Origin of the sequence: Novosphingobium subterraneum (assembly GCF_000807925.1) — a bacterium.
In the GTDB taxonomy this organism is placed as follows: Bacteria; Pseudomonadota; Alphaproteobacteria; order Sphingomonadales; family Sphingomonadaceae; genus Novosphingobium; species Novosphingobium subterraneum.
Map to the genome: position 1 here is coordinate 1 of NZ_JRVC01000003.1, position 20,094 is coordinate 20,094.

Sequence of the window (20,094 nt, forward strand, 5' to 3'; positions counted from 1 at the left end):
GACGCGGCCTTTCACGCGCTTTGCCGGTGGCGGCGGCGGGAGGGTGCTGGTGCTCGCTGGCTCAACCGCCTTTGGGGCCTTGGGGCGCGGCGGGTGGAGCGGGGTGATCGTGGCGGCGACCTTGTTCCACAGGTCGGCCTCCTCGGGCGAGAGGCCTCGGGGAGCCTTCCTCACTGCTGGCCGAGACGCGCCAGCGTCCCCTTGGGCAGGAGGATGAGGGCGCGGCCCCTTGCGCTCATGCCGCCGGCGATCTGGCGGGCTTCGGGGCCTGCGCCCCAGAAGCTGTCAAAGCGGTTGGCGCCCTGGATCGCGCCGCCGGTGTCCTGCGCCACCCATAGCCCGCTGGCTTCCTTGCGGTCCACCTGCAGCCAGACGGGCGCGCCCAAGGGCACGAAGGCGGGATCGGCGGCGACGGTGCTGCGCCCGGCGATGGGGACGTTGAGCGCTCCGACCGGGCCGGGGCCGGTCAATTCGCGGAAGAAGACATAGCTGCGGTTCTGGCGCATCAGCTGCCGTCCGGCGTCGGGGAAATCGCGCAGGTATTGCTGGATGCCCTGCATCGAGCCGGAATACTGCCCCGGCGAGGAACCGATCAACCCGCGCTCGCGCATCAGCGAGCCGATGCCGGTGTAGGCATGGCCGTTCTGCCCGGCAAAGCCCAAGCGGATCACGCTGCCATCAGGCGCGCGCAGACGGCCCGAGCCCTGAATCTGCAGGAAGAAGAATTCGACCGGATCGGCCGCCCATGCCAGTTCGAGGCCCTTGCCCTGAAGGGCGCCATCCTCGATCTGGCCGCGATCGTGATAGGCGGTGAAGACGCCGGCATCGTCATAGCGGCCCAATGGCATCTTGCCGTCGGGCAGGGGCTGCGCGTCGCCGGGTTTGGCGCGGACGAGGTCCTTCGGCAGGGCATAGACCGGCACGTCGAAGCCCGGCTGGCGGGTGCGGGATCCGGCTATCTCGGGCTCGAAATAGCCGGTGACGAAGGCCGCGCCATCGCCGACTTCGGCGGTTTCGAAATAGGTGGTGAAGAAGCGCGCGGATTCGCCCGCGGGCCAGGTGGCGGCGGCGGCGCAGGCGGGAGCCCAGTCCTCTGGGCGGGTGAGGCCGGAATTGTCGGTGCGCTTTGTCAGCCGGGGGCAGGATGTGGCAAAGGCCTGCAGCGCGGCGGCGGTGTTATCAGGCTTGAAGCCGAGGCCTGCGACGACGGGGCCGCGCATGACGCCGGTGAGCGCGGCGGTGGCGGGTTTTACCGCAGGCGGGGTTGGCGGCGTGACCGGGCGCGGAGCACTGCCTTCGGGCACAAGGCGCACGCAGCCGCCAAGCAGAAAGAGCGCCGCGATGATCGCAGCGCTCTTCGTTTTGCAGAACCCTTGAATGCCCCTCACTTGAAGCCTCAGGCCTCGTCGGTTTCGTCGAGCAGCCAGTCGGGATCGCGCGAGGTGAGATCGCGGCGGAAAGTCCACAGATCGCGCGCTTCGATCGCATCGTCGAGCGAGCCGGCAATGACGGTGCCTTCTGCGTTCCGGGTAACCGAGGCAATATCTGCGAGGAAGCGGACGGTGATGCGCGCGGTCTGTTCTTCGATCGAGGCCGCGACGATGCGCGCTTCCTCGATGCGAATCACGCGGGCGTCGATCGTCTCGCCGGCTTGAGCGCGGGCATCGATGGCCGAGCTGAAGCCTTCGTAGACGTCGGCGTCGCAGAGCTGGAGCAGATCGTTCTTGTCCCCGCGCCAGAAGGCTTCGAGGATCATGGTATAGGCGCCCTTTGACCCTGCCAGGAACTGCGCGACATCGAAGCGGCGATCGGCCGAGATGATCGCGCGGACGCCGGCTTCGGCGCTGTTGTCAAACGTGCTGGGCGCAGGTGCGGCAAGTTCGCGCGGGCGCGGAGCGGCGGAACCGCCCTGCTGCTGGACCGGCTGCTGCTGCGATTTGGCCGAGGGATCGGGCTGTTCGATCCGGCGGCGCATCGGCTCCTCGTCATGCTCGGGCCGGCGGCCGAGGACGGAGTAGAGGCGCAGGCCCAGAAAGGCCGCAATCATCGCCAGGATCACAATTTGAACAATCACGCGCAAGATTCCCGAACTGTCCATGGCCCCGGATCGGAAGACCTGAGCTCACGGCGTCATTCCAACGTGCCTCAAATAGGTACGGATTACAAATGAACAACGCGTGCATGACCCTTTGGGCTCATCCCTTGGCAAAGAATCTCGTCAGGTTGTGGCCTCGTTGCGCCAGACAAAGGCGGATTGCGGCCCTTGGGGCATGATGCTAGGCGCGCGGCCAAGGGAAACCCACACAGAAAGCACGTCTGACATGGCCGACGAAGGCAACATCATTTCGAATCTCAATGTCGATGGCCCCGTTCCGAACGGGGAAGACACTTCGCCCGCGATCGGCCTGATCTCGCAGTACGTGAAGGACCTTTCGGTCGAGAACCCCAACGCGCCCGAATCCTACCAGTGGAGCGAAGCGCCCGACATCGCCGTGGACTTCAACATCTCGGCCCGCGTGATCCAGCCGGAAATCCACGAGATCGAGCTCAAGATCAACGTGACCTCGAAGGGCGCACAAGGCACTGCGTTCATCGTGGAACTGGCCTATTGCGGCCTCATCGGCATGCGCAACGTGCCCGACGACCAGGCCCACCCGTTCCTGTTCGCCGAAGGTCCGCGCATCCTGTTCCCGTTTGCCCGCCGCATCGTCGCCGATGCCGTGCGCGATGCCGGTTACCCGCCGCTGATGCTCGAGCCGATCGACTTCAACGGCCTGTACATGCAGCAACTCGCGCAGGCACAGGCGACCGCGGAAGCGACTCCGGCTGGCCAGGCCTGATCTGACAGACTGAATCCGGTGGCCCGAGGGATGCGCCCATGAACCTCCTCAAGGCCACCGGATCGATTGGCGGACTGACCCTGCTCAGCCGCATTCTGGGACTGGTGCGCGACAGCCTGTTCGCGCGCTTCGTCGGCGCGGCGTTTGCCTCGGACGCATTCCTTGTCGCGTTCCGGCTGCCCAACATGTTCCGCGCCTTGTTCGCCGAAGGCGCGTTTGCCAGCGCCTTCATCCCGATGTTCAACAAGAAGGTCGCCGATCCCGAGGGCAAGGGCCTGCGTGACGGGCTCGACTTTGCGGAAGCCGCGCTTGCCGTGCTGCTGCCGGTGCTGCTGTTCATGACGGTGGTGCTCGAGGTCTTTGCCTGGCCGGTGACGCTGCTTTTGTCGGGCAAGTTCAACGGGGTGAGTGCGGACCAGTTCGCCTATGCGGTCGAGCTGTCGCGCTGGACGATCCCCTACCTGATGCTGATCAGCATCGTCTCACTGTTTGGCGGCATCCTCAATTCGCTGGGCAAGTTCTGGGTCAACGCGGCGGCGCCGATCCTGCTGAACCTGACGCTGATCGTGGCGCTGCTGGGCTTTCATTCCGACGATCCGCTGGTGACGGCGCGCAATCAGGCGATTGCCGTTTCGGTCTCGGGCGCGCTGCAGCTGCTGTGGCTGGCCTGGGCCTGCCGCCGGAATGGTGTGCGGCTGCGGCTGCGCCGCCCGCGGCTTTCACCTGAAGTGAAGCAGCTGCTCAAGCTGATCCTGCCGGCGGCGGCAGGGGCAGGCGCGGTGCAGATCAACCTGGTAATCTCGACCGCGCTGGCCGCATCGCTGCTCGATCACGGTTCAGTCACTTACATCTACATGGCCGACCGGCTGAACCAGTTGCCGCTGGGGCTGATCGGCATCGGCCTTGGCACGGTGCTGCTGCCGACGATCTCGCGCCAGTTGGGCGGGGGCGAGGAAGTGGCAGCGATGGAAACGCAGAACCGGGGCATGGAGCTGGCGCTGCTGCTGACGCTGCCCGCAACGGTGGCGCTGGTATTGTGCGGCGAGCCGATTGCGGCAGCGCTGTTCGGCTATGGCAAGTTCGACGCGATGGATACGCATTTCACCGCGCAGGCGCTGGCCGCGTTCTCTATCGGGCTGCCGAGCTACATCCTGGTGAAGGTCCTGACGCCGGGATACTACGCGCGGCAGGATACGAAGACTCCGGTGCGCTATGCCACGATCTCGATGGTGGTGAACCTTGTCGGCAATCTGGCACTGATCGTGCCGCTGAGGCACATGGGGCCGCCGCTGGCGACGGCAATTGCCTCGACCGTCAACGTCTGGCTGCTCTATCACACGCTGGTCAAGCGCGGGCACTTTGCCGCCGATGCACGTCTCAAGCGGCGCACCCTTCGGCTGGCGCTGGCGGCGCTGGCAATGGGCGCGGTGCTGTGGGCAGGGCAGGGGCTGGTGATGCCCTATGTCCATGGCACGTGGACCATTCGCGTGGCGGCCATGGCTGCACTGGTCACGTCCGGGGTCGTCGTCTATGGCCTTGCCGCCGTCCTGACCGGAGCATTCCGGGTGGACGACCTCAAGCTTCTCCTGCGGCGTCGCCGCTCCAACTGAAGGCACTGAAATGCGTATCGTTTCCGGCATCCAGCCCACCGGCAATCTCCACCTCGGCAATTACCTGGGTGCGATCCGGAACTGGGTGCGCATGCAGGACGAGTGGTCGGCCAAGGGTGGGCAATGCCTCTATTTCCTTGCCGATCTTCACGCGATCTCGATGCCGCATAGCCCCGCGGAACTGGCGGCAAACACGCGCGAAATGGTGGCGGCGCTGGTTTCGTGCGGGATCGATCCCGACAAGTCGATCCTGTTCAACCAGGCGCAGGTGCCCGCCCATGCCGAGCTGCAATGGCTGCTCAACGGCACGGCGCGGATGGGCTGGCTGAACCGCATGACGCAGTGGAAGGACAAGGCGGGCAAGAACCGCGAGGGCGCGAGCGTGGCGCTGTTCACCTATCCGGTGCTGCAGGCGGCCGACGTGCTGCTCTATCAGGCAACGCACGTCCCGGTGGGCGAGGACCAGAAGCAGCATCTCGAGCTGGCGCGCGACATCGCGCAGAAGTTCAACAACGACTTCTGTTCAGAAGACGCGCCGCTGTTCACGCTGCCCGATCCGATCATCCCGCCCGAGGCTGCGCGCATCATGAGCTTGCGTGATGGCAGCGCGAAGATGAGCAAGTCCGATCCTTCGGACATGAGCCGGATCAACCTGACCGACGATGCCGATGCGATCATGCAGAAGGTGAAGAAGGCCAAGACCGATCCCGAACCGCTGCCGGGCACGGTCGAAGGGCTGGCCGGGCGTCCGGAAGCGAACAACCTTGTCGGCATTTATGCGGCCATGGCTGGCACTTCGCCTGCCGAGGTTCTGACGCAGTTCGAAGGCAAGGGCTTCGGCCAGTTCAAGCCTGCACTGGGCGAACTGCTGGTCGAGACGCTGTCGCCGATGGCGGCACGTTATCGCCAGCTGCGCCAGGACGGCGAGGCGCTGGACGCGATCCTTGCCAAGGGCGCGCTGAAGGCTCGTGACCTTGCGGCGCCGACCCTCGCCCGGACCTATCAGGCATTGGGCCTTGTAAGAGGCTGATTTTCCTTCAGTTCGTTGCAAAACATTACGTGCCTGCAACATATGTTGCAGGCACCATTCAACGTGCATTCAGCACTTCCCGTCCAAAAAGGCGGCATGCTATGCAGTGCGTGTGTCTGGCAAGGGGCGGCGGACGCATAACAGGAGTCGCAAGGATGAATTCCGTTTCGCAAGTGAAGCCCTCTTCTTCCGGCAAGCGCCGGCTTCTCGGGCTTTCGGCAGTTTCGCTGATGCTCGTCTCGCTCGCCGGGTGCGCCACGCCGTTCAAGGCCGACGTCAAGCGCTTCCAGGCGCAGTTGCCGGCACCCGCTGGCCAGACCTTCGCGGTCGTCGCCGACGATCCCAGGGATGCAGGCGGGCTCGAGTTCGCGCAGTATGCATCGCTGGTGGGCAAGCAGATGGAGAAGCTGGGCTATCAGCCCGCCGCTCCTGAAAATGCCGACCTGCTGGTCAAGTTCGACTACGGCATCGATGGCGGGCGTGACCGCGTCCGATCCACCGGCTTTGCCGACCCGTTCTGGGGCGGTTGGGGTGGCTGGGGCGGCTGGGGCCCGGGTTATGGTCGAGGCTGGGGCCGCGCAGGCTTCTACGGCCGTGGCTGGGGCTGGGGGTGGAACGATCCGTTCTTCTTCGGCGGTCCCGGCTGGGGTAACAGCGTCGATGTCGTGACCGTCTACACTTCGGGCATGGACCTCAAGATCGATCGCCGCGCCGATGGCCAGCGCCTGTTCGAAGGCAAGGCTGAAGCAGCTTCGTCCTCGAATCGCCTGTCCTATGTCGTGCCGAACCTCGTCGAGGCGATGTTTACCGACTTCCCCGGCAACAACGGGGAAACGGTGAGGATCTCGATCGCGCCGGAAAAGAAGACGGTGAAGAAGGTCAACTGACCTTTCCCGACGGACCGAATGCAAAAAGGCCTCGCAGCGATGCGGGGCCTTTCTGCTTGTGCGGCAGGCAGGGTGTTGTGCGTTTGCATCAGGTTTGCGCCATGCTGCGAACGATCGCGGATTGTTTGTGACAGCCCTTTGGGGATGCGCTATTCAGCCCGGGTAAACGTTGCCCGACGCGGCCTTGGGAGAGGATGCGACAACGTTCGCGCCGCGTCGGGCTTTACCATTTCGATCATTTTGCAGCGCCAATCGCCCGGCAATTTACTGCTGGTGCGGGATGTCGCGTTCGAGCTCGAGCAGCCCCTGCGGCAGGCGCAGGGAACGTGCCGCAATGCGCGTTTCCAGCAGAAGGTAGACCAGCGCGATCATCAGCAGGGCAATGGCGCCGAAGAAGGTGATCCCGGTGAGGTTGCGCAGTTCGAGGCCGGCCATTTCGCCGATGAACAGCGATCCCACGGTAACGCCGATGGCGAGGCCCGACACCACCAGCAGCAACAGCGCCCTGCCGATGAGGTGGATGCGGCGATCGACGTAACGGATCTCGATCACGACAAGATCGTGCTCCCGGCCCGTGGTCTGGGCGTGCTGGCTTTGCAGCGCGCGTGAGCGGTCGACGATGCGGCCGAGCCGCGTCGTCAGGATGTTCATGATGTTCCCGATCGCCACGAGGACAAACACCGGGGCCAGTGCCAGCTGAATGGTCTGGGCGATCACGCCGCTATGACCCGGATTCATGAAAAGTCTCGCTGCATCACCGCCTTGTCGCACGTTGCGCCGCGGGCGGGCAAGCCGGATACGAATTCGGCCGGGTTTGCGCTAGAACCACATCCTCACGCCGACGACGGCGCTGACCTGCGATGGACTTTCGCCTTCGAGCCGTGCCAGCCGGGCCGTTTCGCCCAGTTTGCGCTCCCAATGGACGCCGACATAGGGGGCGAATTCGCGGGCGAACTCGTAGCGCAGACGGGTGCCCAGTTCGATCTTCTCGATCCCCGCGCCGATGCCGAGTTCGGGCACGTCCTGCGCGGAGGCGTCGATCTCGATCGAAGGTTGCAGAATGAGGCGCTGGGTCAGGCGCATGTCGTGTTCCGCTTCAAGCCGGAAATGCACGTCGCCCTTGTTCGAGACGAAGGCGTGGGCGCCGACCTCGAACCAGTAGGGGGCAAGGCCTTCGAAGCCGACCACGCCGTAGGTCCGGTCCGGTCCGGCACCGAAATCCTGCCGCACGCCGAGTTCGAAGTTCCACCACGGATCAAGGGCGTGGCGCCATGCCGCGCGCACTTCACCGGTTTCGAGCGGTTCGCCGAACCCCCCTTCGCCTTCGGTTTCCACGGCCAGCCGGTCGATATCGCCGCCGATCCAGCCCATGGCCTGCCAGGCATAGCCGTCCGTGCCATTGCGGGGGCGGTATTCGAAGCGGTCGAGGATCAGCGCGTTGCCGAAGAAGCGGCCTTCCTTCGAGAGATCGGCGCGGGCCTGGGCCATGCGCTGCTTGTCCCAGAAGGCATCGGCGGGATGGTCGGTCGGGACGGGCGGCGGGGGCGCGTTGCCGACTTCGCTGTCGGATACCGTTGGCATGGTGTGGCCCATGTGGGCCGAATGATCCATCGGCGTGCCCGCTTGAGGCGCATCGGGCGCGGTTTGCTGGTGCATGGAGTGATCCATGCCCTGCATTGCCGCCCCGTCAGCAGGCTGGTCGTTCATGGCGCCCATGTCGTGCCCGGAATGGTCCATGCCCTGCATCTGGCTCATGTCGTGGCCGGCGTGAGGGTCCTGCGCTTCCTGCGCGAGCGATGGCGTGGCGATCAGGGCTGCACCGGCGAGCAGAAGGCGCTTCATGCTGCGTCTCCCGCAGCGCGTACCGTGACGACGCGCATCATCCCGGCATGCATGTGCAGCAGCATGTGGCAATGGAAGGCCCAGTCGCCCTCGGCATCGGCCGTCAGGTCGAAGCTGGCCTTGCCGCCGGGCAGGACGTTGACGGTGTGCTTGCGCGGACGGTTGCCCGGTTCGCCCGTGACCAGTTCGAAGAAGTGGCCGTGCAGGTGGATAGGGTGCGGCATCATCGTGTGGTTGATGAGATTGACGCGAACCCGCTCGCCCGTGCGGAACGGGATCGGCTTGGCGCCATCGGAGATGGTCTCGCCGTCGATGGACCACATGTAGCGTTCCATGTTGGCCGTCAGGTTCACGTCGATCTGGCGCGAGGGCGTGCGCCGGTCAGGATTGGCATCGCGCGAGCGCAGATCGGCATAGGTCAGCACGCGATGGTCGACATCTTCGAGGCCGGTCGGCTTGTCGGCCAGGCGGTCTGCGGGCATCGGCGAGATCGTGGCGACGCCCGGCCCCGGCTTGACGCCCGGCGCGAGCGATAGATCGCGCATCTTCATCGAATGGCCGGCCATGCTTTCGTTGGCGGGCTGGGACAGGTCGATCGCGCCACCCGTCCCCATGTCCATTCCGCTCATGTCCATGCCCATGTCGCGCATGGTGAGCACCGGGCGGGCGCGGCGGGCAGGGATGGGACCGGCCATGCCGATCTGCGGCGCAAGCGTGGCGCGCACCAGCCCGGAGCGGTCGATCGCTTCGGCAATGATGCCGAAGGGGGCGGAGTCGGTCGGCTGGACGATGACGTCGTAGGTTTCGGCAATCGCGATCTGGAACTCATCCGTCTCGACCGGCTGGACGTTGCAGCCGTCGGCCGCGACGACAGTCATCGGCAGGCCGGGGATGCGGAAGTTGAAGTTGGTCATCGACGAGGCGTTGATGATGCGCAGCTTGACCCGTTCGCCGGGGCGGAACAGCGCGGTCCAGTTGGCGGCGGTATCGTGCCCGTTGATGACGAAGGCGTAGGTCGCACCGGTGACGTCCGAGATGTCGGTCGCATCCATGCGCATCTTTGCCCATTCGAGCCGCTCCTTCAGGCTCTGGTCCTTGCCTTTCAGCAAGCCGCCGACGGTCTGCCGCTGCCAGTTGAAATAGCCGCCCATGGCCTTCAATTTGCGGAGCTGCTCGTGCGGGTTCATCGGGCTCCAGTCCGCCAGCATCAGCACGTATTCGCGGTCGAACGGGGCGGCGGTGTCAGGCTCGGCCGGGTCGATAACGATCGGGCCATAGAGCCCTTCGGCCTCCTGCATTCCCGAGTGCGAATGATACCAGAAGGTGCCCGAATGCACGATCGGGAACTCGTAGGTGAAAGTCTCGCCCGGATCGATTCCGGGGAACGACAGGCCGGGCACGCCATCCATCTGGAACGGCACGAGCAGCCCGTGCCAGTGGATCGAGCTCTGTTCGGCCAGCGCGTTGCTGACGGCGATGCGCACCTTCTGCCCCTCGCGGAGGCGGATGAGCGGGGCGGGGATCGAGCCGTTGACCGCGATGGCCGGGGCGGAACGGTCCCCCACCGCGAATCTGGCCGCGCCGATCGACAGGGCGATGCTCTCGCCCGAGAGGACGCCGCCGGTGTTGCGCCCGGCCATGGCGCCGCCTTCACGAGAATGACCACCGTGGCCCGATTGCGCCCAGGCAGGGACAAGCGGCGTTGCGGCGAGGGCACCGGCTCCGAGAAGCAGGTTGCGGCGGTTGAGATGGAGCATGTCGATCATTACCTGCGATTACGCAGGAAGACGGGTTATCCCTCAAGCAGTTCCGACAATTTCTGCCGCGCCCGGTAGATCCGCGTCTCGACGGCCTTCTCGGTCAGGCCGAGCACGTCGGCAGCTTCGGCCATGCTCATCCCTTCGAGGCGGCACAGGATCAGCGGGTCCTTGAGATTGGCTGGAAGTGCAGCGATGGCAGCCGAGACGCGGGCCAGTTCGGCCTGCGAGATCGCTTGCGCCTCGGGATCGAGGTTCTGATCGGCAACATCGAAGGCATCTTCCAGGGGCCGCGCCATGCGGAACAGCCGTCGGACCGCACGACGCCGCGCCCAGTCGCGGCACTTGTTGACGGCAATGCGCATCAGCCAGGCCCGAAACGGGCGTGCGGCGTCGAACTTCGCCAGCGAGGCAAAGGCGGCGATGAAGGCTTCCTGCGTTATGTCGAGTGCCTCGCCCTCGTCGCCGGCGTGGTGACGGGCGAGCCGGAACACGGCTTCGCGATGGCGTGCGAGCAGCGTTGCATAGGCGCTCTGCCGGCCCGCAAGCGCGCTTGCGACCAGTTGTGGGTCGCTTTCCCCTGGAGCGTCGCCCCCCGCCACTGGATCAGCGGCGGTCGGGGGAAGGGCGGTCGGGCGAAGTCAGGGCGCGGGCGATCTCGCGGTCGAAGATCGCCTGCTGATCGGGCTTGAGCACTGCACGCATGGCAAAGACATGGGCCAGTGTCGCCTTCTGCAGCTCGCCCATCGCCATGTGCGAGGCATCGACTGCGCCGGTCACCTTCGGGCCGATCTGGTGTTCGCTCTCGATCGCGCGGGCAAGGTCCGCGTTCGAGGCGCGCAGGCGATCGTCCAGCGTGCGACGCGTGTTCGCGAATTCCGCCTCGAGCCGGTCGATCTCCTGGTTCTGCTGCGCGGAGAGATCGAGTCGCTCGTGCATCAGCTGGTGGAGTTCGCTGCCGTGCTGCATCGGCATGAAGCCACGCGCAAAGTGGCTGGCGGCAAGGGCGACGGCGGCCGAGACCACCGCCACCACGACATAGCGCATGGCCGCGCCCATCAGTCCGCCAGCAGGTGCGAGGGCGCGCCCGAGGGTACGCCGAACAGGGGTTCTGCCTGTGCCGGAGCCGCGGGCGCGACGGAGCCGACGATCCCGACGACAGCGGCTATCGCCACGGCCATCACCATGCCGCGCCGTGCCGTGGCGCTCTCGCGCCTCCGGGTGAGCCCGCGCATCACTTCGTCATCGATGATGGAGAGCGAAGGCGGTGTCGCTTTGGCGGCAAGAGCGCCCAAGAGTTCGTCGATATCGGCCATTGCTGGCTGGTTTCCTTTTTCCACGCGATTCCCATTACGCGCGCCCGGGCCAAATCCCTCAAGACAAAATTTGCGCTATGGCTTGAGGGATGGTCCCACGCTCTGCGTATCACACTGCAGATCCCAACCCGAAAGGACTTCCCATGCGCCGTCTTGCGCTCCTTGCTGCTCCCGCCCTTGCCATGCTGGCCCTGCCCGGCGCAGCCTTTGCCCATCCCAAGCTCCTTTCGTCGAACCCGGCGCCGAACACCGCCGTGGCCAAGCCGACCAAGCTGACCCTGACGTTCTCTGAAGAGCTGGTCGGCCCGCTCTCGGGCATCGAACTGGTGATGACCGGCATGCCCGACATGGCCAACCACGCGCCGATGCCGATCAAGGGCTTCAAGAGCGTTGCATCGGGGAAGGTCCTGACCGTTACCCTGCCGCGCGCGCTGCCTGCCGGCACCTATAACCTCAAGTGGCATGCCGTTGCCGGTGACCAGCACCGCATCGAGGGCCAGTACGCCTTCACGGTTCGCTGACGGGGCCCGGGGGCGTGGAAACGACTGGCCTTCTGGCCGCACGCGCAGCGGCGTATCTTGCGTTGCTGCTTGTGGCGGGCGTGCCCCTGCATGCGCTGGCAGCGGGGCAGGTGCTGGCTTTCCGCGCCCGCCTCGTGCTGGCCCTGCTGGCCATCGTCGCGGCCTTTGCCTCTGCATGGTGGGCGCTTGAAAGCGTTGCCGCCATGGCCGGCATCACTCTGGCCGAACTCGATCAGGCGACGGCAGAGGTCGTGCTGGCGCAGACGCCGCTGGGCAAGGTCATGGAGTGGCGGCTGACCGCGCTCGCCGCAGTGTTCCTCGCCTGCTTCGTGCCGTTGCGCGTGTTGCGCCTGCCGATCCTGGCGCTGGCGGGGAGCGTTGCGCTCGGCTCGGTGGCGTGGACCGGCCACGCTGGCGCCAGCGAAATGGCGCTTCACCGGGTATCGGACGTGGCGCACGTCCTTGCCGCAGCGACATGGATCGGCGCTCTGGCCGTGTTCGTCACTTCGGCTTTGTCGCGCGAGGGGGCAGATAATGCCGCACTCGCACGATTTGCCCGCACCGGGAGCGTGGTGGTGGCGGTCCTCATCCTGACCGGCCTGCTCAACACGCTGGCGATTGCCGGATGGCCGATGATGTTCGAGGCGCGCTGGTTCAGCATACTTGCGGTGAAGCTTGCGCTGTTCGCCGTCATGCTGGCGCTGGCTGCAGGCAACCGCTGGCGGATCGTCCCGGCGCTCGAACGAGGCGAGTCTGGCGCCACTGCGCGCCTGCGCCGTTCCCTTGTGCTGGAATTTGCGGCGGGTCTTGGCGTTGTCGGCGCAGTCGCCTTGCTTGGCGTGCTTGACCCTCTGGCTTGAGGCCAAATGGCAACAAAGAATTCCCGCAGGGACGCTTGACCGTACAAGCCAGTGGCTTAGCTCTCTTGCCGCTGCAACCTGTCAACGGGAGAGAGCCTATGTTCAGCCATGTCATGGTCGGCGCCGACGATATCGACGCTGCCAAGAAGTTCTACGATGCCACCTTCGCCGCGTTCGGCGGGCCAGAGGCGATCACGGACCCGAAGGGACGCCTGATCTACCAGCACAACGGCGGCCTTTTCATCGTGACCAAGCCGATCAATGGCGAGCCGGCCTGCGGCGCCAACGGTGGTACCATCGGCTTCCGCATGAATCCCGAACAGGCCAACGCCTGGCACGCCGCTGGCGTCGCCAATGGCGGAACGGCTTGCGAAGACCCGCCGGGACCGCGTGAAGGCTCGCCCTATTACCTTGCCTATCTCCGTGATCCCGCCGGCAACAAGTTGTGCGCGCTGGACATCATCGCCTGATGACACTCGAAACGGTCTCGACATCGAAGGCGCACGGCGGAACGCTGGGCGTCTACAAGCATGAGTCCGCCTCGACGGGGACGGGGATGACCTTTTCGGTCTTCCTGCCCCCACAGGCGGTGGACGGAGCTAAGCTTCCGGTGCTGGTCTACCTCTCGGGGCTGACTTGCACCCACGCCAACGTCACCGACAAGGGCGAATACCGCAAGGCGTGCGCCGAACTCGGCATCGTTTTTGTCGCGCCTGATACCTCGCCGCGTGGCGAAGGCGTGGCCGACGATGCGGATGGGGCCTACGATTTCGGCCTTGGCGCGGGGTTCTATGTGAATGCCACGCAGGAGCCGTTCGCACAGCACTACCGCATGTGGGACTACATCGCCGAGGAACTGCCCGCCCTGCTGGGCGCGAACTTCCCGGTCGATCTGGATCGGATGGGCATCACCGGCCATTCCATGGGTGGGCACGGCGCGTTGACGCTGGGGCTGACCTACCCGGAGAAGTTCAAGTCGCTTTCGGCCTTCGCGCCCATCGTCGCGCCGGGGCAGGTGCCGTGGGGCCACAAGGCACTGGGCGGCTATCTGGGCGATGACCGTGCGGCATGGCGCAGCCATGATGCCGTGGCGCTGATCGAGGATGGCAAGCGGCCCGCAGGCGCGGTGCTGGTCGATCAGGGCGATGCCGACGGGTTTCTTGTGGAGCAGCTACGGCCCGAACTGCTGGACGCGGCGTGCAAGGCGGCCGGCGTTGACCTGACGCTGCGGCTGCAGCCGGGGTACGACCACAGCTACAACTTCATTTCCACGTTCATGGAAGACCACATCCGCTGGCATGCCGAGCGGTTGTAGCGTTTGGAAATCCTCCCCCTTTGTCCTTCGGGAAAACGGGGAGGAACTTTCTCTTACCGCACGTCCTTGGCCACGGCATCGAGCACGCCGTTGACGAATTTCGCCTCACGCTCTTCAAAGAAGGCGTGGGCGACATCGACGTATTCGGTGATGACCGTTGCCACCGGCACGTCCTTGCGGGCGAGCAGTTCATAGGAGCCGGCGCGCAGGATCTGCAGCATGGTCTTGTCGAGCCGGGCGAGCGACCAGCCCTTCGCCAGCTTGGACGAGAGCAGCAGGTCGATCTCGTTGCGGCGGGCGTCGACGCCTTTCACCACATCATCGAAGAAGGCGACGTCGGCCTTGAGGTATTCGACGTCCTCGATCTCCGCGCCCAGCCGGTGCTGGTGGAACTCGTCCAGCAGCAGGTGCAGCGCGGTCTTCTCCATGTCGACCTGGTAGAGCGCCTGCACCGCGGCAAGACGCGAGGCGGCGCGGGCCTTGCCCGAGATCGCGTTCACAGGCCCAGTCTCACTTCGATCGAACGGGCGTGGGCGGCAAGGCCCTCGGCTTCGGCAAGGGCGATGGCGGCGGGGCCAACGGCGGCAAGCGCGGCGTCAGTCGCCTCGATAAAGCTGGTGCGTTTCATGAAATCCAGAACGGAAAGGCCCGAGGAAAAGCGCGCGCGGCGCCCGGTGGGCAGGACGTGGTTCGGCCCGGCGACGTAATCGCCGACGGCTTCGGGGGTCATGCGGCCAAGGAAGACCGAGCCGGCATGACGGATCTTGTCGAACAGGGCTTGCGGATCGTCGGTCGCGATCTCGACGTGTTCGGCGGCAAGGGCGTTGGCGAGCGCGGGAGCTTCGTCGAGCGAGTCCACGACGATGATGACGCCGTAATCGTCCCAGCTGGCCTTGGCGACCTTGGCCGTTGGCAGCATGGCGATCTCGACGCCGACCATGTCCGCCACCTGATCGGCAAAGGCGGCATCGTCGGTAATGAGGATCGACTGAGCCACCGGGTCGTGCTCCGCCTGGCTGAGCAGGTCGGCGGCGATCCACTGCGGATCGTTCTTCGCGTCCGCTATCACGAGGATTTCGGATGGCCCTGCGACCATGTCGATACCGACCACGCCGAACAGCTGGCGCTTGGCTTCGGCTACCCAGGCGTTGCCGGGTCCGGTGATGACATCGACAGGTTTGATCCGGCCGGTGCCATAGGCGAGCGCGGCCACGGCCTGGGCCCCGCCCAGGCGCCAGACCTCGTCGGCACCGGCAAGGTGGGCTGCGGCCAGAACCAGCGGGTTGGCCTCCCCCTTGGGCGTCGGCGTGACGACGACGAGCCGCTCGACGCCAGCGACCTTGGCCGGAATGGCGTTCATCAGCAGCGACGAGGGATAGGCTGCGCGGCCGCCGGGGACATAAAGCCCGGCGCCATCTACAGCGCTCCACCGTGCGCCGAGGCGCATGCCGCTGGCGTCGGTATAATCGCGATTCTCCGGCAACTGGGCGCGGTGATAGTCGCGGATGCGCTGTGCGGCGAGTTCGAGCGCGGCGCGAAGATCGGGCTTCAGCGCGTCGAAGGCTTCGCGGCAGGCTTCGGGCGAAATGCGCCAGTCGTCATCTGCCGGAGCGTGGCCATCGAACTTGGCGGTGTATTCGGCGAGCGCTTCGTCGCCGCGAATGCGCACGTCATCGATGATCGTCTGCACGTCGCGCGCGACGTTCTCGTCGCTCTCGCGGCGGTCCTTGACGAGGCGGGCGAAGGCCTTGGCGAAGCCGGAATCGCTGGACTTGAGGCGCAGCATCAGGCGGCCTTCCTTGTGGCGACCATCTCGCGGAAAGCATCGACCAGTGCGCCGAGGCGGGCGCTGTCAGTCTTGAGCGCGGCCCGGTTGACGATCAGGCGGGCCGAGACGGGCAGGATCTGGCTGGTTTCGACCAAGCCATTCTCCTTGAGCGTCCGACCGGTCGACACCAGGTCGACAATGCGGCTGGCGAGGCCCAGCGAGGGGGCCAGCTCCATGGCGCCGTTGAGCTTGACGACTTCGGCCTGAACGCCAAGCTTTTCGAAATGCCGCCGCGTCAGGTTGGGGTACTTGGTCGCCACGCGGGCGTGGCTTTCGCGCGCGTTCGCGCCCGATTCCACCATGCTGACCGGCTCGGCCACCGAAAGGCGGCAGTGCCCGATGTCGAGATCAACCGGCGCATAGAGATCGGCATAGTCGAACTCGTCGATCACATCGGATCCCACCACGCCGGCATGCGCCGCGCCATGCGCGACGAAGGTCGCCACGTCGAAAGCGCGGACGCGAATGATCTTCACGTCGTCGCGGTTCGTGGCGAAGGAGAGTGCGCGCGAGGCCTTGTTAAAGAAATCGGCCTCGGGCACGATCCCGGCCTTCTCGAGCAGAGGCAGGGCCTCGTCGAGGATGCGACCCTTGGGCAGGGCGAAAACGAGCGGTGCGGCGGTGGACATAACCCGCCGCCCTTATGGCAGCACGGCGCAAAGGGCAACCGAATGAACCCGATCATGGAGATCGAACAGGTCGCAAAGGCCATAGAATGGCAGGCAGACCACGCCACGAACAATGGTGCACCCTGCACTGGCCGCGTGGTGCGGGCGCAATTGCGGCTGCTGGATCGCGAAACCGAGGTGGGCAGGCGAATCGCTGCGTGGCCGGGAAAGCCGCTGGAAGATGCGCTGCCATTGCGGCTGGCTGGCGGACATCACAATCTGGTGCTGACCGGCAAGGACATGCGGCTGGCGCCGGTCTATCGCGGCGAGGTGACCGATCAGGGGCAAGTCGATGCGCTGGTGGTGGCGGTGACCCGGGAGCATGATGCGGAGCTTTTGCCGTGGCTGGATGGACCCCCGCAGACCAATGAGGCTGGGCGGTCGGCCTCGATCATGGCGGCGCTGCTGTGGCTTTCGGTCCGCATTGGCCCGCGCTTCGAGCTGAACGAGCTGGGCGCAAGCGCTGGCGTCAACACGATGATGGAGCGCTTCTTCTTCGACCTTGGCGGGATGACCACTGGCCCCGCGGATTCGCCGATGCGGATCGTGCCGGAATGGCGGGGGGCCCCGCCGCCGCGGGCCGGGGTCGAGATCGTCGGCATCAGGGGATGCGATCGCGCGCCGATGAACCTGGCCGATCCGGAACAGGCGCTGCGGCTGAAGTCCTATGTCTGGGCTGAGGTGACCGAGCGGATAGGGCGGATCGATGCGGCGATTGCGCTTGCGGCCCAGCGGGCGCCGGACGTGGTGCAGATGGATGCGGGCGACTTCGTGGCCGAGCGGCTGGCGGCACCGCAGGAGGAAGACACCACGCGCGTGATCTTCCATTCCATCGTCTGGCAATATCTGCCGGCCGAAACCCGGGCGCGGATCGAGGCGCTGATGGCGCAGGCGGGCGCGAAGGCCGATGCCTCGCGGCGGCTGGCATGGGTCATGCTGGAAACCAACCGCCAGACCTTCCGGCATGAATTGACCGTGCGCCATTGGCCCGGCGGAGAGGAGCCTGCCTTGCTCGGCACCGCCCATGCCCATGGCGCCTGGGTGGAGTTTACAGCCTAAGGTCTGTGTCGCGAAACGATCGCTGCGCGCAAGGGTTGAGCGAGGATGCGCCGCTCTTTTCTCCGCACTGTCGTCGTCCTGTTGATCATCGGTTCGGCAGGGCTGGCGGGGCGTGAATGGCTGCAACGGCATCCCGAGCATAACCCATGGGCGCCGCTGGCATTGGCCGATCCACCGGGCTGGGCGACAGCGATGAAGCTGCAGACGTTGCGGGGTGACCGAGCGGTGTGCAGCAGGTTTCTGGAAAGCAGCGGAATTATGGCCGAGGCCCTGCCGCCTGCTGGCGAAGGGCAATGCCTGCGGCATGACCGGCAGGTTCTGCAAGGTCTGGCACAGGCGAAAGTGAAGCTGGCACCGGGCGGAGCGCAGGCGACTTGCGCGATCGATGCGGGGCTGGCCCTTTGGCTGCAGCATGGCATCCAGCCCGCGGCGCAGCGGCTGCTTGGCAGCGCTGTTGCATCGGTCGAGCATTTCGGCACCAGCAACTGCCGCAGGATTGGTGGCGGGCAGCAAGGTACGTGGAGCGAGCACGCGACCGGCAACGCCATCGATGTGAGCGCGTTCGTGCTGGAGGACGGACGCCGCGTTTCAGTACTCAAGGACTGGGGATCGGGCGACGAGAAAGCGGCGTTCCTCCGGGCCGTGCGCGATGCGGCGTGCCTCGGCTTCGCGACCGTGCTGTCCCCCGATTACAACGCCGCCCATGCCGACCACCTGCACCTCGATCAGGCGCAGCGCGCTGGCGGCTGGGCGGCTTGCCGTTAGGCTTCAGCCAAGAAACCTGTCGAGCGCGGCGTTCACCGTGTCCGGTGCTTCCCATGGCACGAAATGCCCGCAATCGTGCACCGGCTCTACGGTGAGATTGGTGACGAGCTTGTCCATGCCATCCAGGTTGCACGGCGGCAGGGCCATGTCGTCCATCGCCCAGATCACCAGCGTTGGTATCTGCAGCGGCGGAACGGGAGTGTCCTGATAACCTTCAGGCAGTCCGAACGGAGCGTCCATCGGGGGTACGGCCATTTGGCTGGCGCGATACCAGTTGAGCATGGCGATTGCGGCATCAGGGTTCGACCAGTCCTTGAACAGGGCGGCGCGCTCTTCCTCTTCCATTACCGGTGAGCGGTTCCAGTTGAGCGCCTTCATCAACAGCGCCCCGAGGCCATGTTCGCGCACCATGGCATCGTTTGCAGTATCACGGAAGGCGCGCATGTACTGGCTGGCCTCGCGCTGCTGGCGGTCGGTCCAGAGCAGGCGCGGGAAGATCACCGGATGCGGGGCATTGGCGATGACCGCGCGGGTGACCCGCGTTCCTTGGCCGAGCAGCGCAACGCCCCAGGCGATCGCACCGCCCCAATCATGGCCGAGGATCGTGAACTGCTGCACGCCCAATGCATCGGCAAGCTGGAAAACGTCTCCGATCAGCTTGTCCGGGGTGTAGTTCTCCACGCCCTCGGGCTTGGACGAGCCGCGATAGCCCCGCTGGTCGGGCGCGATGCAGCGGAAGCGGGAGGAGAGGTGGGCGATCTGGTGGCGCCAGGTGCGGTGGCTTTCGGGGAAGCCGTGAAGAAAGATCAGGGCCGGTGCATCGCGGGGACCCACATCCAGCACATCGAGTTCGATCCCGCTGGCAAGTTTCACGCGCTGAAGTGGCGTTGCAGGGGCAAGTGCAGTCATTCCGGCGCTCCTTCGTCCATCTTTTGCGCATAGCCTGCTGCGACGACTGCGGCCATGCGGTCGTGCAGCGCATCAGGTGTGCGGCGCAGTTCGCCGATTTCCTTTTCCATGCCTTCGCCCATGATGATCTCACGCTCGTCCGCAGCAATGGCATCGAGCATCATTCCTGCAGCTACATCCGGGTCGAGCCCGCGCTCAATGACCGCATCGCTGACCCCGCGTCGCGATCCGTCGGCAGTAATGGCGTTGCGCGAAACGTCGGTGCGGATCGAGCCGGGCGCGATCACATGGACCTTGATGCCAAGTCCGGCGACCTCGGCGCGCAGCGCATCGGAATAGCCGAACAGGCCGAACTTGGCGGCGCTGTAACCGGTGCGCAGCGGCGAGCCGACCTTGCCGGCAATGCTCGAGACCATGACGATCCGCCCGGACTTGCGCTCCGCCATGCGCGGCAGGAGGGCCTGCGTCAACGCGATGGGCGCAAGCAGATCAACCGCGACAATGCGTTCATAGACGGGGAAGGCAGTGTCTACAGCCAGTGAGCGCTGCGAGATGCCGGCATTGTTGACCAGCATGTCGACGCGGCCCTTCCAGCCCCATGCCTGATCGGCCGCGCGGGCAGCAGCGGCATAGTCAGTCGCTTCGAATGGCAGGACGAGGGCGCTGCCGCACTGTTCTGCGACTTCGCCAAGCGCGGCTTCATTCCGGCCGGACAGGATCAGATGCGCGCCTTGCGCAGCAAGGGCCCGTGACAATGCTGCGCCAATGCCGGACGACGCCCCGGTAATCCACGTGACCTGCCCTGCGAATGCCATCGGCCTGCTCTCCTTCGTCGGGCCTTAATCGACCCGTTAAAGGCATCGTGTCAGGCTTTTGCAAAGGAGGGA

The 20,094-nt window shown here is 65.7% G+C and carries 23 protein-coding genes; 10 read left to right on the forward strand and 13 right to left on the reverse strand.

Features of this window, described 5'->3' with window-relative positions; genetic code table 11:
- Positions 1 to 170: 170 nt before the first annotated feature.
- Together mltA and NJ75_RS03480 are read right to left on the reverse strand one after the other, a co-directional pair.
- Positions 171 to 1,388 carry a murein transglycosylase A gene (mltA, locus tag NJ75_RS03475; RefSeq protein ID WP_236727052.1) on the reverse strand — a complete coding sequence of 406 codons (1,218 nt, stop codon included), beginning with the start codon at positions 1,386 to 1,388 and terminating at the stop codon, positions 171 to 173.
- Positions 1,389 to 1,396: 8 nt separating this feature from the next.
- The gene (locus tag NJ75_RS03480) at positions 1,397 to 2,074 is read right to left on the reverse strand and encodes a Tim44/TimA family putative adaptor protein (RefSeq protein WP_156135694.1); all 678 of its coding nucleotides are present in this window, start codon (positions 2,072 to 2,074) and stop codon (positions 1,397 to 1,399) included.
- A 247-nt stretch (positions 2,075 to 2,321) separates the two neighbouring features.
- Between NJ75_RS03480 and secB the strand changes: the two genes are divergently transcribed.
- The 4 genes from secB to NJ75_RS03500 all read left to right on the forward strand — a co-directional run bounded on the left by secB (position 2,322) and on the right by NJ75_RS03500 (position 6,367).
- Positions 2,322 to 2,840, forward strand: coding sequence for a protein-export chaperone SecB (gene secB, locus NJ75_RS03485; RefSeq protein WP_039331522.1), 519 nt, complete (start codon positions 2,322 to 2,324; stop codon positions 2,838 to 2,840).
- A 38-nt stretch (positions 2,841 to 2,878) separates the two neighbouring features.
- Entirely contained in the window at positions 2,879 to 4,450 is a 1,572-nt protein-coding gene (gene murJ, locus NJ75_RS03490; RefSeq protein WP_039331524.1) for a murein biosynthesis integral membrane protein MurJ, read from the forward strand.
- A 10-nt stretch (positions 4,451 to 4,460) separates the two neighbouring features.
- On the forward strand, positions 4,461 to 5,480 hold the full coding sequence (gene trpS / locus NJ75_RS03495) for a tryptophan--tRNA ligase (RefSeq protein WP_039331526.1): 1,020 nt from the start codon (positions 4,461 to 4,463) through the stop codon (positions 5,478 to 5,480).
- A 155-nt stretch (positions 5,481 to 5,635) separates the two neighbouring features.
- Complete coding sequence (locus NJ75_RS03500; RefSeq protein ID WP_052241932.1) at positions 5,636 to 6,367, forward strand: DUF4136 domain-containing protein; 732 nt, start codon at positions 5,636 to 5,638, stop codon at positions 6,365 to 6,367.
- Positions 6,368 to 6,631: 264 nt separating this feature from the next.
- Here NJ75_RS03500 and NJ75_RS03505 read toward each other — a convergent pair whose 3' ends face one another.
- From NJ75_RS03505 to NJ75_RS03530, 6 genes are all read right to left on the reverse strand, one after another.
- Entirely contained in the window at positions 6,632 to 7,105 is a 474-nt protein-coding gene (locus NJ75_RS03505; RefSeq protein ID WP_174544562.1) for a DUF2721 domain-containing protein, read from the reverse strand.
- 81 nt (positions 7,106 to 7,186) lie between these two features.
- Positions 7,187 to 8,209, reverse strand: coding sequence for a copper resistance protein B (locus tag NJ75_RS03510; protein ID WP_039331530.1), 1,023 nt, complete (start codon positions 8,207 to 8,209; stop codon positions 7,187 to 7,189).
- Positions 8,206 to 9,975: a copper resistance system multicopper oxidase gene (locus tag NJ75_RS03515; RefSeq protein WP_039331531.1), complete on the reverse strand. Its 1,770-nt coding sequence runs from the start codon at positions 9,973 to 9,975 to the stop codon at positions 8,206 to 8,208. Before NJ75_RS03515 ends, NJ75_RS03510 begins: the two co-directional genes overlap by 4 nt.
- 26 nt (positions 9,976 to 10,001) lie before the next feature.
- The gene (locus NJ75_RS03520) at positions 10,002 to 10,568 is read right to left on the reverse strand and encodes an RNA polymerase sigma factor (RefSeq protein ID WP_052241933.1); all 567 of its coding nucleotides are present in this window, start codon (positions 10,566 to 10,568) and stop codon (positions 10,002 to 10,004) included.
- A 4-nt stretch (positions 10,569 to 10,572) separates the two neighbouring features.
- Positions 10,573 to 11,025: a Spy/CpxP family protein refolding chaperone gene (locus tag NJ75_RS03525; RefSeq protein ID WP_052241936.1), complete on the reverse strand. Its 453-nt coding sequence runs from the start codon at positions 11,023 to 11,025 to the stop codon at positions 10,573 to 10,575.
- Positions 11,025 to 11,282, reverse strand: coding sequence for a hypothetical protein (locus NJ75_RS03530; RefSeq protein ID WP_039331533.1), 258 nt, complete (start codon positions 11,280 to 11,282; stop codon positions 11,025 to 11,027). The genes NJ75_RS03525 and NJ75_RS03530 overlap by 1 nt, the downstream gene beginning before the upstream one ends.
- 143 nt (positions 11,283 to 11,425) lie before the next feature.
- Between NJ75_RS03530 and copC the strand changes: the two genes are divergently transcribed.
- The 4 genes from copC to fghA all read left to right on the forward strand — a co-directional run bounded on the left by copC (position 11,426) and on the right by fghA (position 13,978).
- A complete protein-coding gene (copC, locus tag NJ75_RS03535) occupies positions 11,426 to 11,803 on the forward strand; it encodes a copper homeostasis periplasmic binding protein CopC (protein WP_039331535.1) in 378 nt (125 codons plus the stop codon).
- A 14-nt stretch (positions 11,804 to 11,817) separates the two neighbouring features.
- Positions 11,818 to 12,663 (forward strand): copper homeostasis membrane protein CopD, encoded by an 846-nt coding sequence (copD, locus tag NJ75_RS03540; protein WP_169745691.1) that lies wholly within the window; start codon positions 11,818 to 11,820, stop codon positions 12,661 to 12,663.
- Positions 12,664 to 12,761: 98 nt separating this feature from the next.
- Positions 12,762 to 13,133, forward strand: coding sequence for a VOC family protein (locus NJ75_RS03545; protein ID WP_039331537.1), 372 nt, complete (start codon positions 12,762 to 12,764; stop codon positions 13,131 to 13,133).
- Positions 13,133 to 13,978, forward strand: a complete 846-nt coding sequence (gene fghA, locus NJ75_RS03550; RefSeq protein WP_039331539.1) for an S-formylglutathione hydrolase — start codon at positions 13,133 to 13,135, stop codon at positions 13,976 to 13,978. Before NJ75_RS03545 ends, fghA begins: the two co-directional genes overlap by 1 nt.
- Before the next feature lie 53 nt (positions 13,979 to 14,031).
- Here the strand turns inward: fghA and nusB are convergent, their stop codons facing one another.
- The 3 genes from nusB to hisG are packed head-to-tail and all read right to left on the reverse strand — an operon-like array spanning position 14,032 to position 16,435.
- Positions 14,032 to 14,478: a transcription antitermination factor NusB gene (nusB, locus tag NJ75_RS03555; protein ID WP_039331541.1), complete on the reverse strand. Its 447-nt coding sequence runs from the start codon at positions 14,476 to 14,478 to the stop codon at positions 14,032 to 14,034.
- Positions 14,475 to 15,764 (reverse strand): histidinol dehydrogenase, encoded by a 1,290-nt coding sequence (gene hisD, locus NJ75_RS03560; protein ID WP_039331543.1) that lies wholly within the window; start codon positions 15,762 to 15,764, stop codon positions 14,475 to 14,477. The genes nusB and hisD overlap by 4 nt, the downstream gene beginning before the upstream one ends.
- The gene (gene hisG, locus NJ75_RS03565; protein WP_039331545.1) at positions 15,764 to 16,435 is read right to left on the reverse strand and encodes an ATP phosphoribosyltransferase; all 672 of its coding nucleotides are present in this window, start codon (positions 16,433 to 16,435) and stop codon (positions 15,764 to 15,766) included. Before hisG ends, hisD begins: the two co-directional genes overlap by 1 nt.
- Positions 16,436 to 16,477: 42 nt before the next feature.
- On the opposite strand from hisG, the gene NJ75_RS03570 reads away from it, so the two are divergent.
- Together NJ75_RS03570 and NJ75_RS03575 are read left to right on the forward strand one after the other, a co-directional pair.
- A complete protein-coding gene (locus NJ75_RS03570; RefSeq protein WP_039331546.1) occupies positions 16,478 to 17,533 on the forward strand; it encodes a DUF2332 domain-containing protein in 1,056 nt (351 codons plus the stop codon).
- Positions 17,534 to 17,578: 45 nt separating this feature from the next.
- Entirely contained in the window at positions 17,579 to 18,298 is a 720-nt protein-coding gene (locus NJ75_RS03575; RefSeq protein WP_039331549.1) for an extensin-like domain-containing protein, read from the forward strand.
- 3 nt (positions 18,299 to 18,301) lie between these two features.
- Here NJ75_RS03575 and NJ75_RS03580 read toward each other — a convergent pair whose 3' ends face one another.
- Together NJ75_RS03580 and NJ75_RS03585 are read right to left on the reverse strand one after the other, a co-directional pair.
- Positions 18,302 to 19,207, reverse strand: coding sequence for an alpha/beta fold hydrolase (locus tag NJ75_RS03580; protein WP_039331551.1), 906 nt, complete (start codon positions 19,205 to 19,207; stop codon positions 18,302 to 18,304).
- Positions 19,204 to 20,022 carry an SDR family NAD(P)-dependent oxidoreductase gene (locus NJ75_RS03585; RefSeq protein ID WP_039331556.1) on the reverse strand — a complete coding sequence of 273 codons (819 nt, stop codon included), beginning with the start codon at positions 20,020 to 20,022 and terminating at the stop codon, positions 19,204 to 19,206. Before NJ75_RS03585 ends, NJ75_RS03580 begins: the two co-directional genes overlap by 4 nt.
- Positions 20,023 to 20,094 lie beyond the last annotated feature (72 nt).

Excerpts from the sequence above, each read along its gene's own strand:
- secB (WP_039331522.1), top strand. The coding sequence starts at position 2,322 with ATGGCCGACGAAGGCAACATCATTTCGAATCTCAATGTCGATGGCCCC.
- murJ (WP_039331524.1), top strand. The coding sequence starts at position 2,879 with ATGAACCTCCTCAAGGCCACCGGATCGATTGGCGGACTGACCCTGCTC.
- trpS (WP_039331526.1), top strand. The coding sequence starts at position 4,461 with ATGCGTATCGTTTCCGGCATCCAGCCCACCGGCAATCTCCACCTCGGC.
- NJ75_RS03500 (WP_052241932.1), top strand. The coding sequence starts at position 5,636 with ATGAATTCCGTTTCGCAAGTGAAGCCCTCTTCTTCCGGCAAGCGCCGG.
- NJ75_RS03505 (WP_174544562.1), bottom strand. The coding sequence starts at position 7,105 with ATGAATCCGGGTCATAGCGGCGTGATCGCCCAGACCATTCAGCTGGCA.
- NJ75_RS03510 (WP_039331530.1), bottom strand. The coding sequence starts at position 8,209 with ATGAAGCGCCTTCTGCTCGCCGGTGCAGCCCTGATCGCCACGCCATCG.
- NJ75_RS03515 (WP_039331531.1), bottom strand. The coding sequence starts at position 9,975 with ATGATCGACATGCTCCATCTCAACCGCCGCAACCTGCTTCTCGGAGCC.
- NJ75_RS03525 (WP_052241936.1), bottom strand. The coding sequence starts at position 11,025 with ATGGGCGCGGCCATGCGCTATGTCGTGGTGGCGGTGGTCTCGGCCGCC.
- NJ75_RS03530 (WP_039331533.1), bottom strand. The coding sequence starts at position 11,282 with ATGGCCGATATCGACGAACTCTTGGGCGCTCTTGCCGCCAAAGCGACA.
- copC (WP_039331535.1), top strand. The coding sequence starts at position 11,426 with ATGCGCCGTCTTGCGCTCCTTGCTGCTCCCGCCCTTGCCATGCTGGCC.
- NJ75_RS03545 (WP_039331537.1), top strand. The coding sequence starts at position 12,762 with ATGTTCAGCCATGTCATGGTCGGCGCCGACGATATCGACGCTGCCAAG.
- fghA (WP_039331539.1), top strand. The coding sequence starts at position 13,133 with ATGACACTCGAAACGGTCTCGACATCGAAGGCGCACGGCGGAACGCTG.
- hisD (WP_039331543.1), bottom strand. The coding sequence starts at position 15,764 with ATGCTGCGCCTCAAGTCCAGCGATTCCGGCTTCGCCAAGGCCTTCGCC.
- hisG (WP_039331545.1), bottom strand. The coding sequence starts at position 16,435 with ATGTCCACCGCCGCACCGCTCGTTTTCGCCCTGCCCAAGGGTCGCATC.
- NJ75_RS03570 (WP_039331546.1), top strand. The coding sequence starts at position 16,478 with ATGAACCCGATCATGGAGATCGAACAGGTCGCAAAGGCCATAGAATGG.
- NJ75_RS03575 (WP_039331549.1), top strand. The coding sequence starts at position 17,579 with ATGCGCCGCTCTTTTCTCCGCACTGTCGTCGTCCTGTTGATCATCGGT.
- NJ75_RS03580 (WP_039331551.1), bottom strand. The coding sequence starts at position 19,207 with ATGACTGCACTTGCCCCTGCAACGCCACTTCAGCGCGTGAAACTTGCC.
- NJ75_RS03585 (WP_039331556.1), bottom strand. The coding sequence starts at position 20,022 with ATGGCATTCGCAGGGCAGGTCACGTGGATTACCGGGGCGTCGTCCGGC.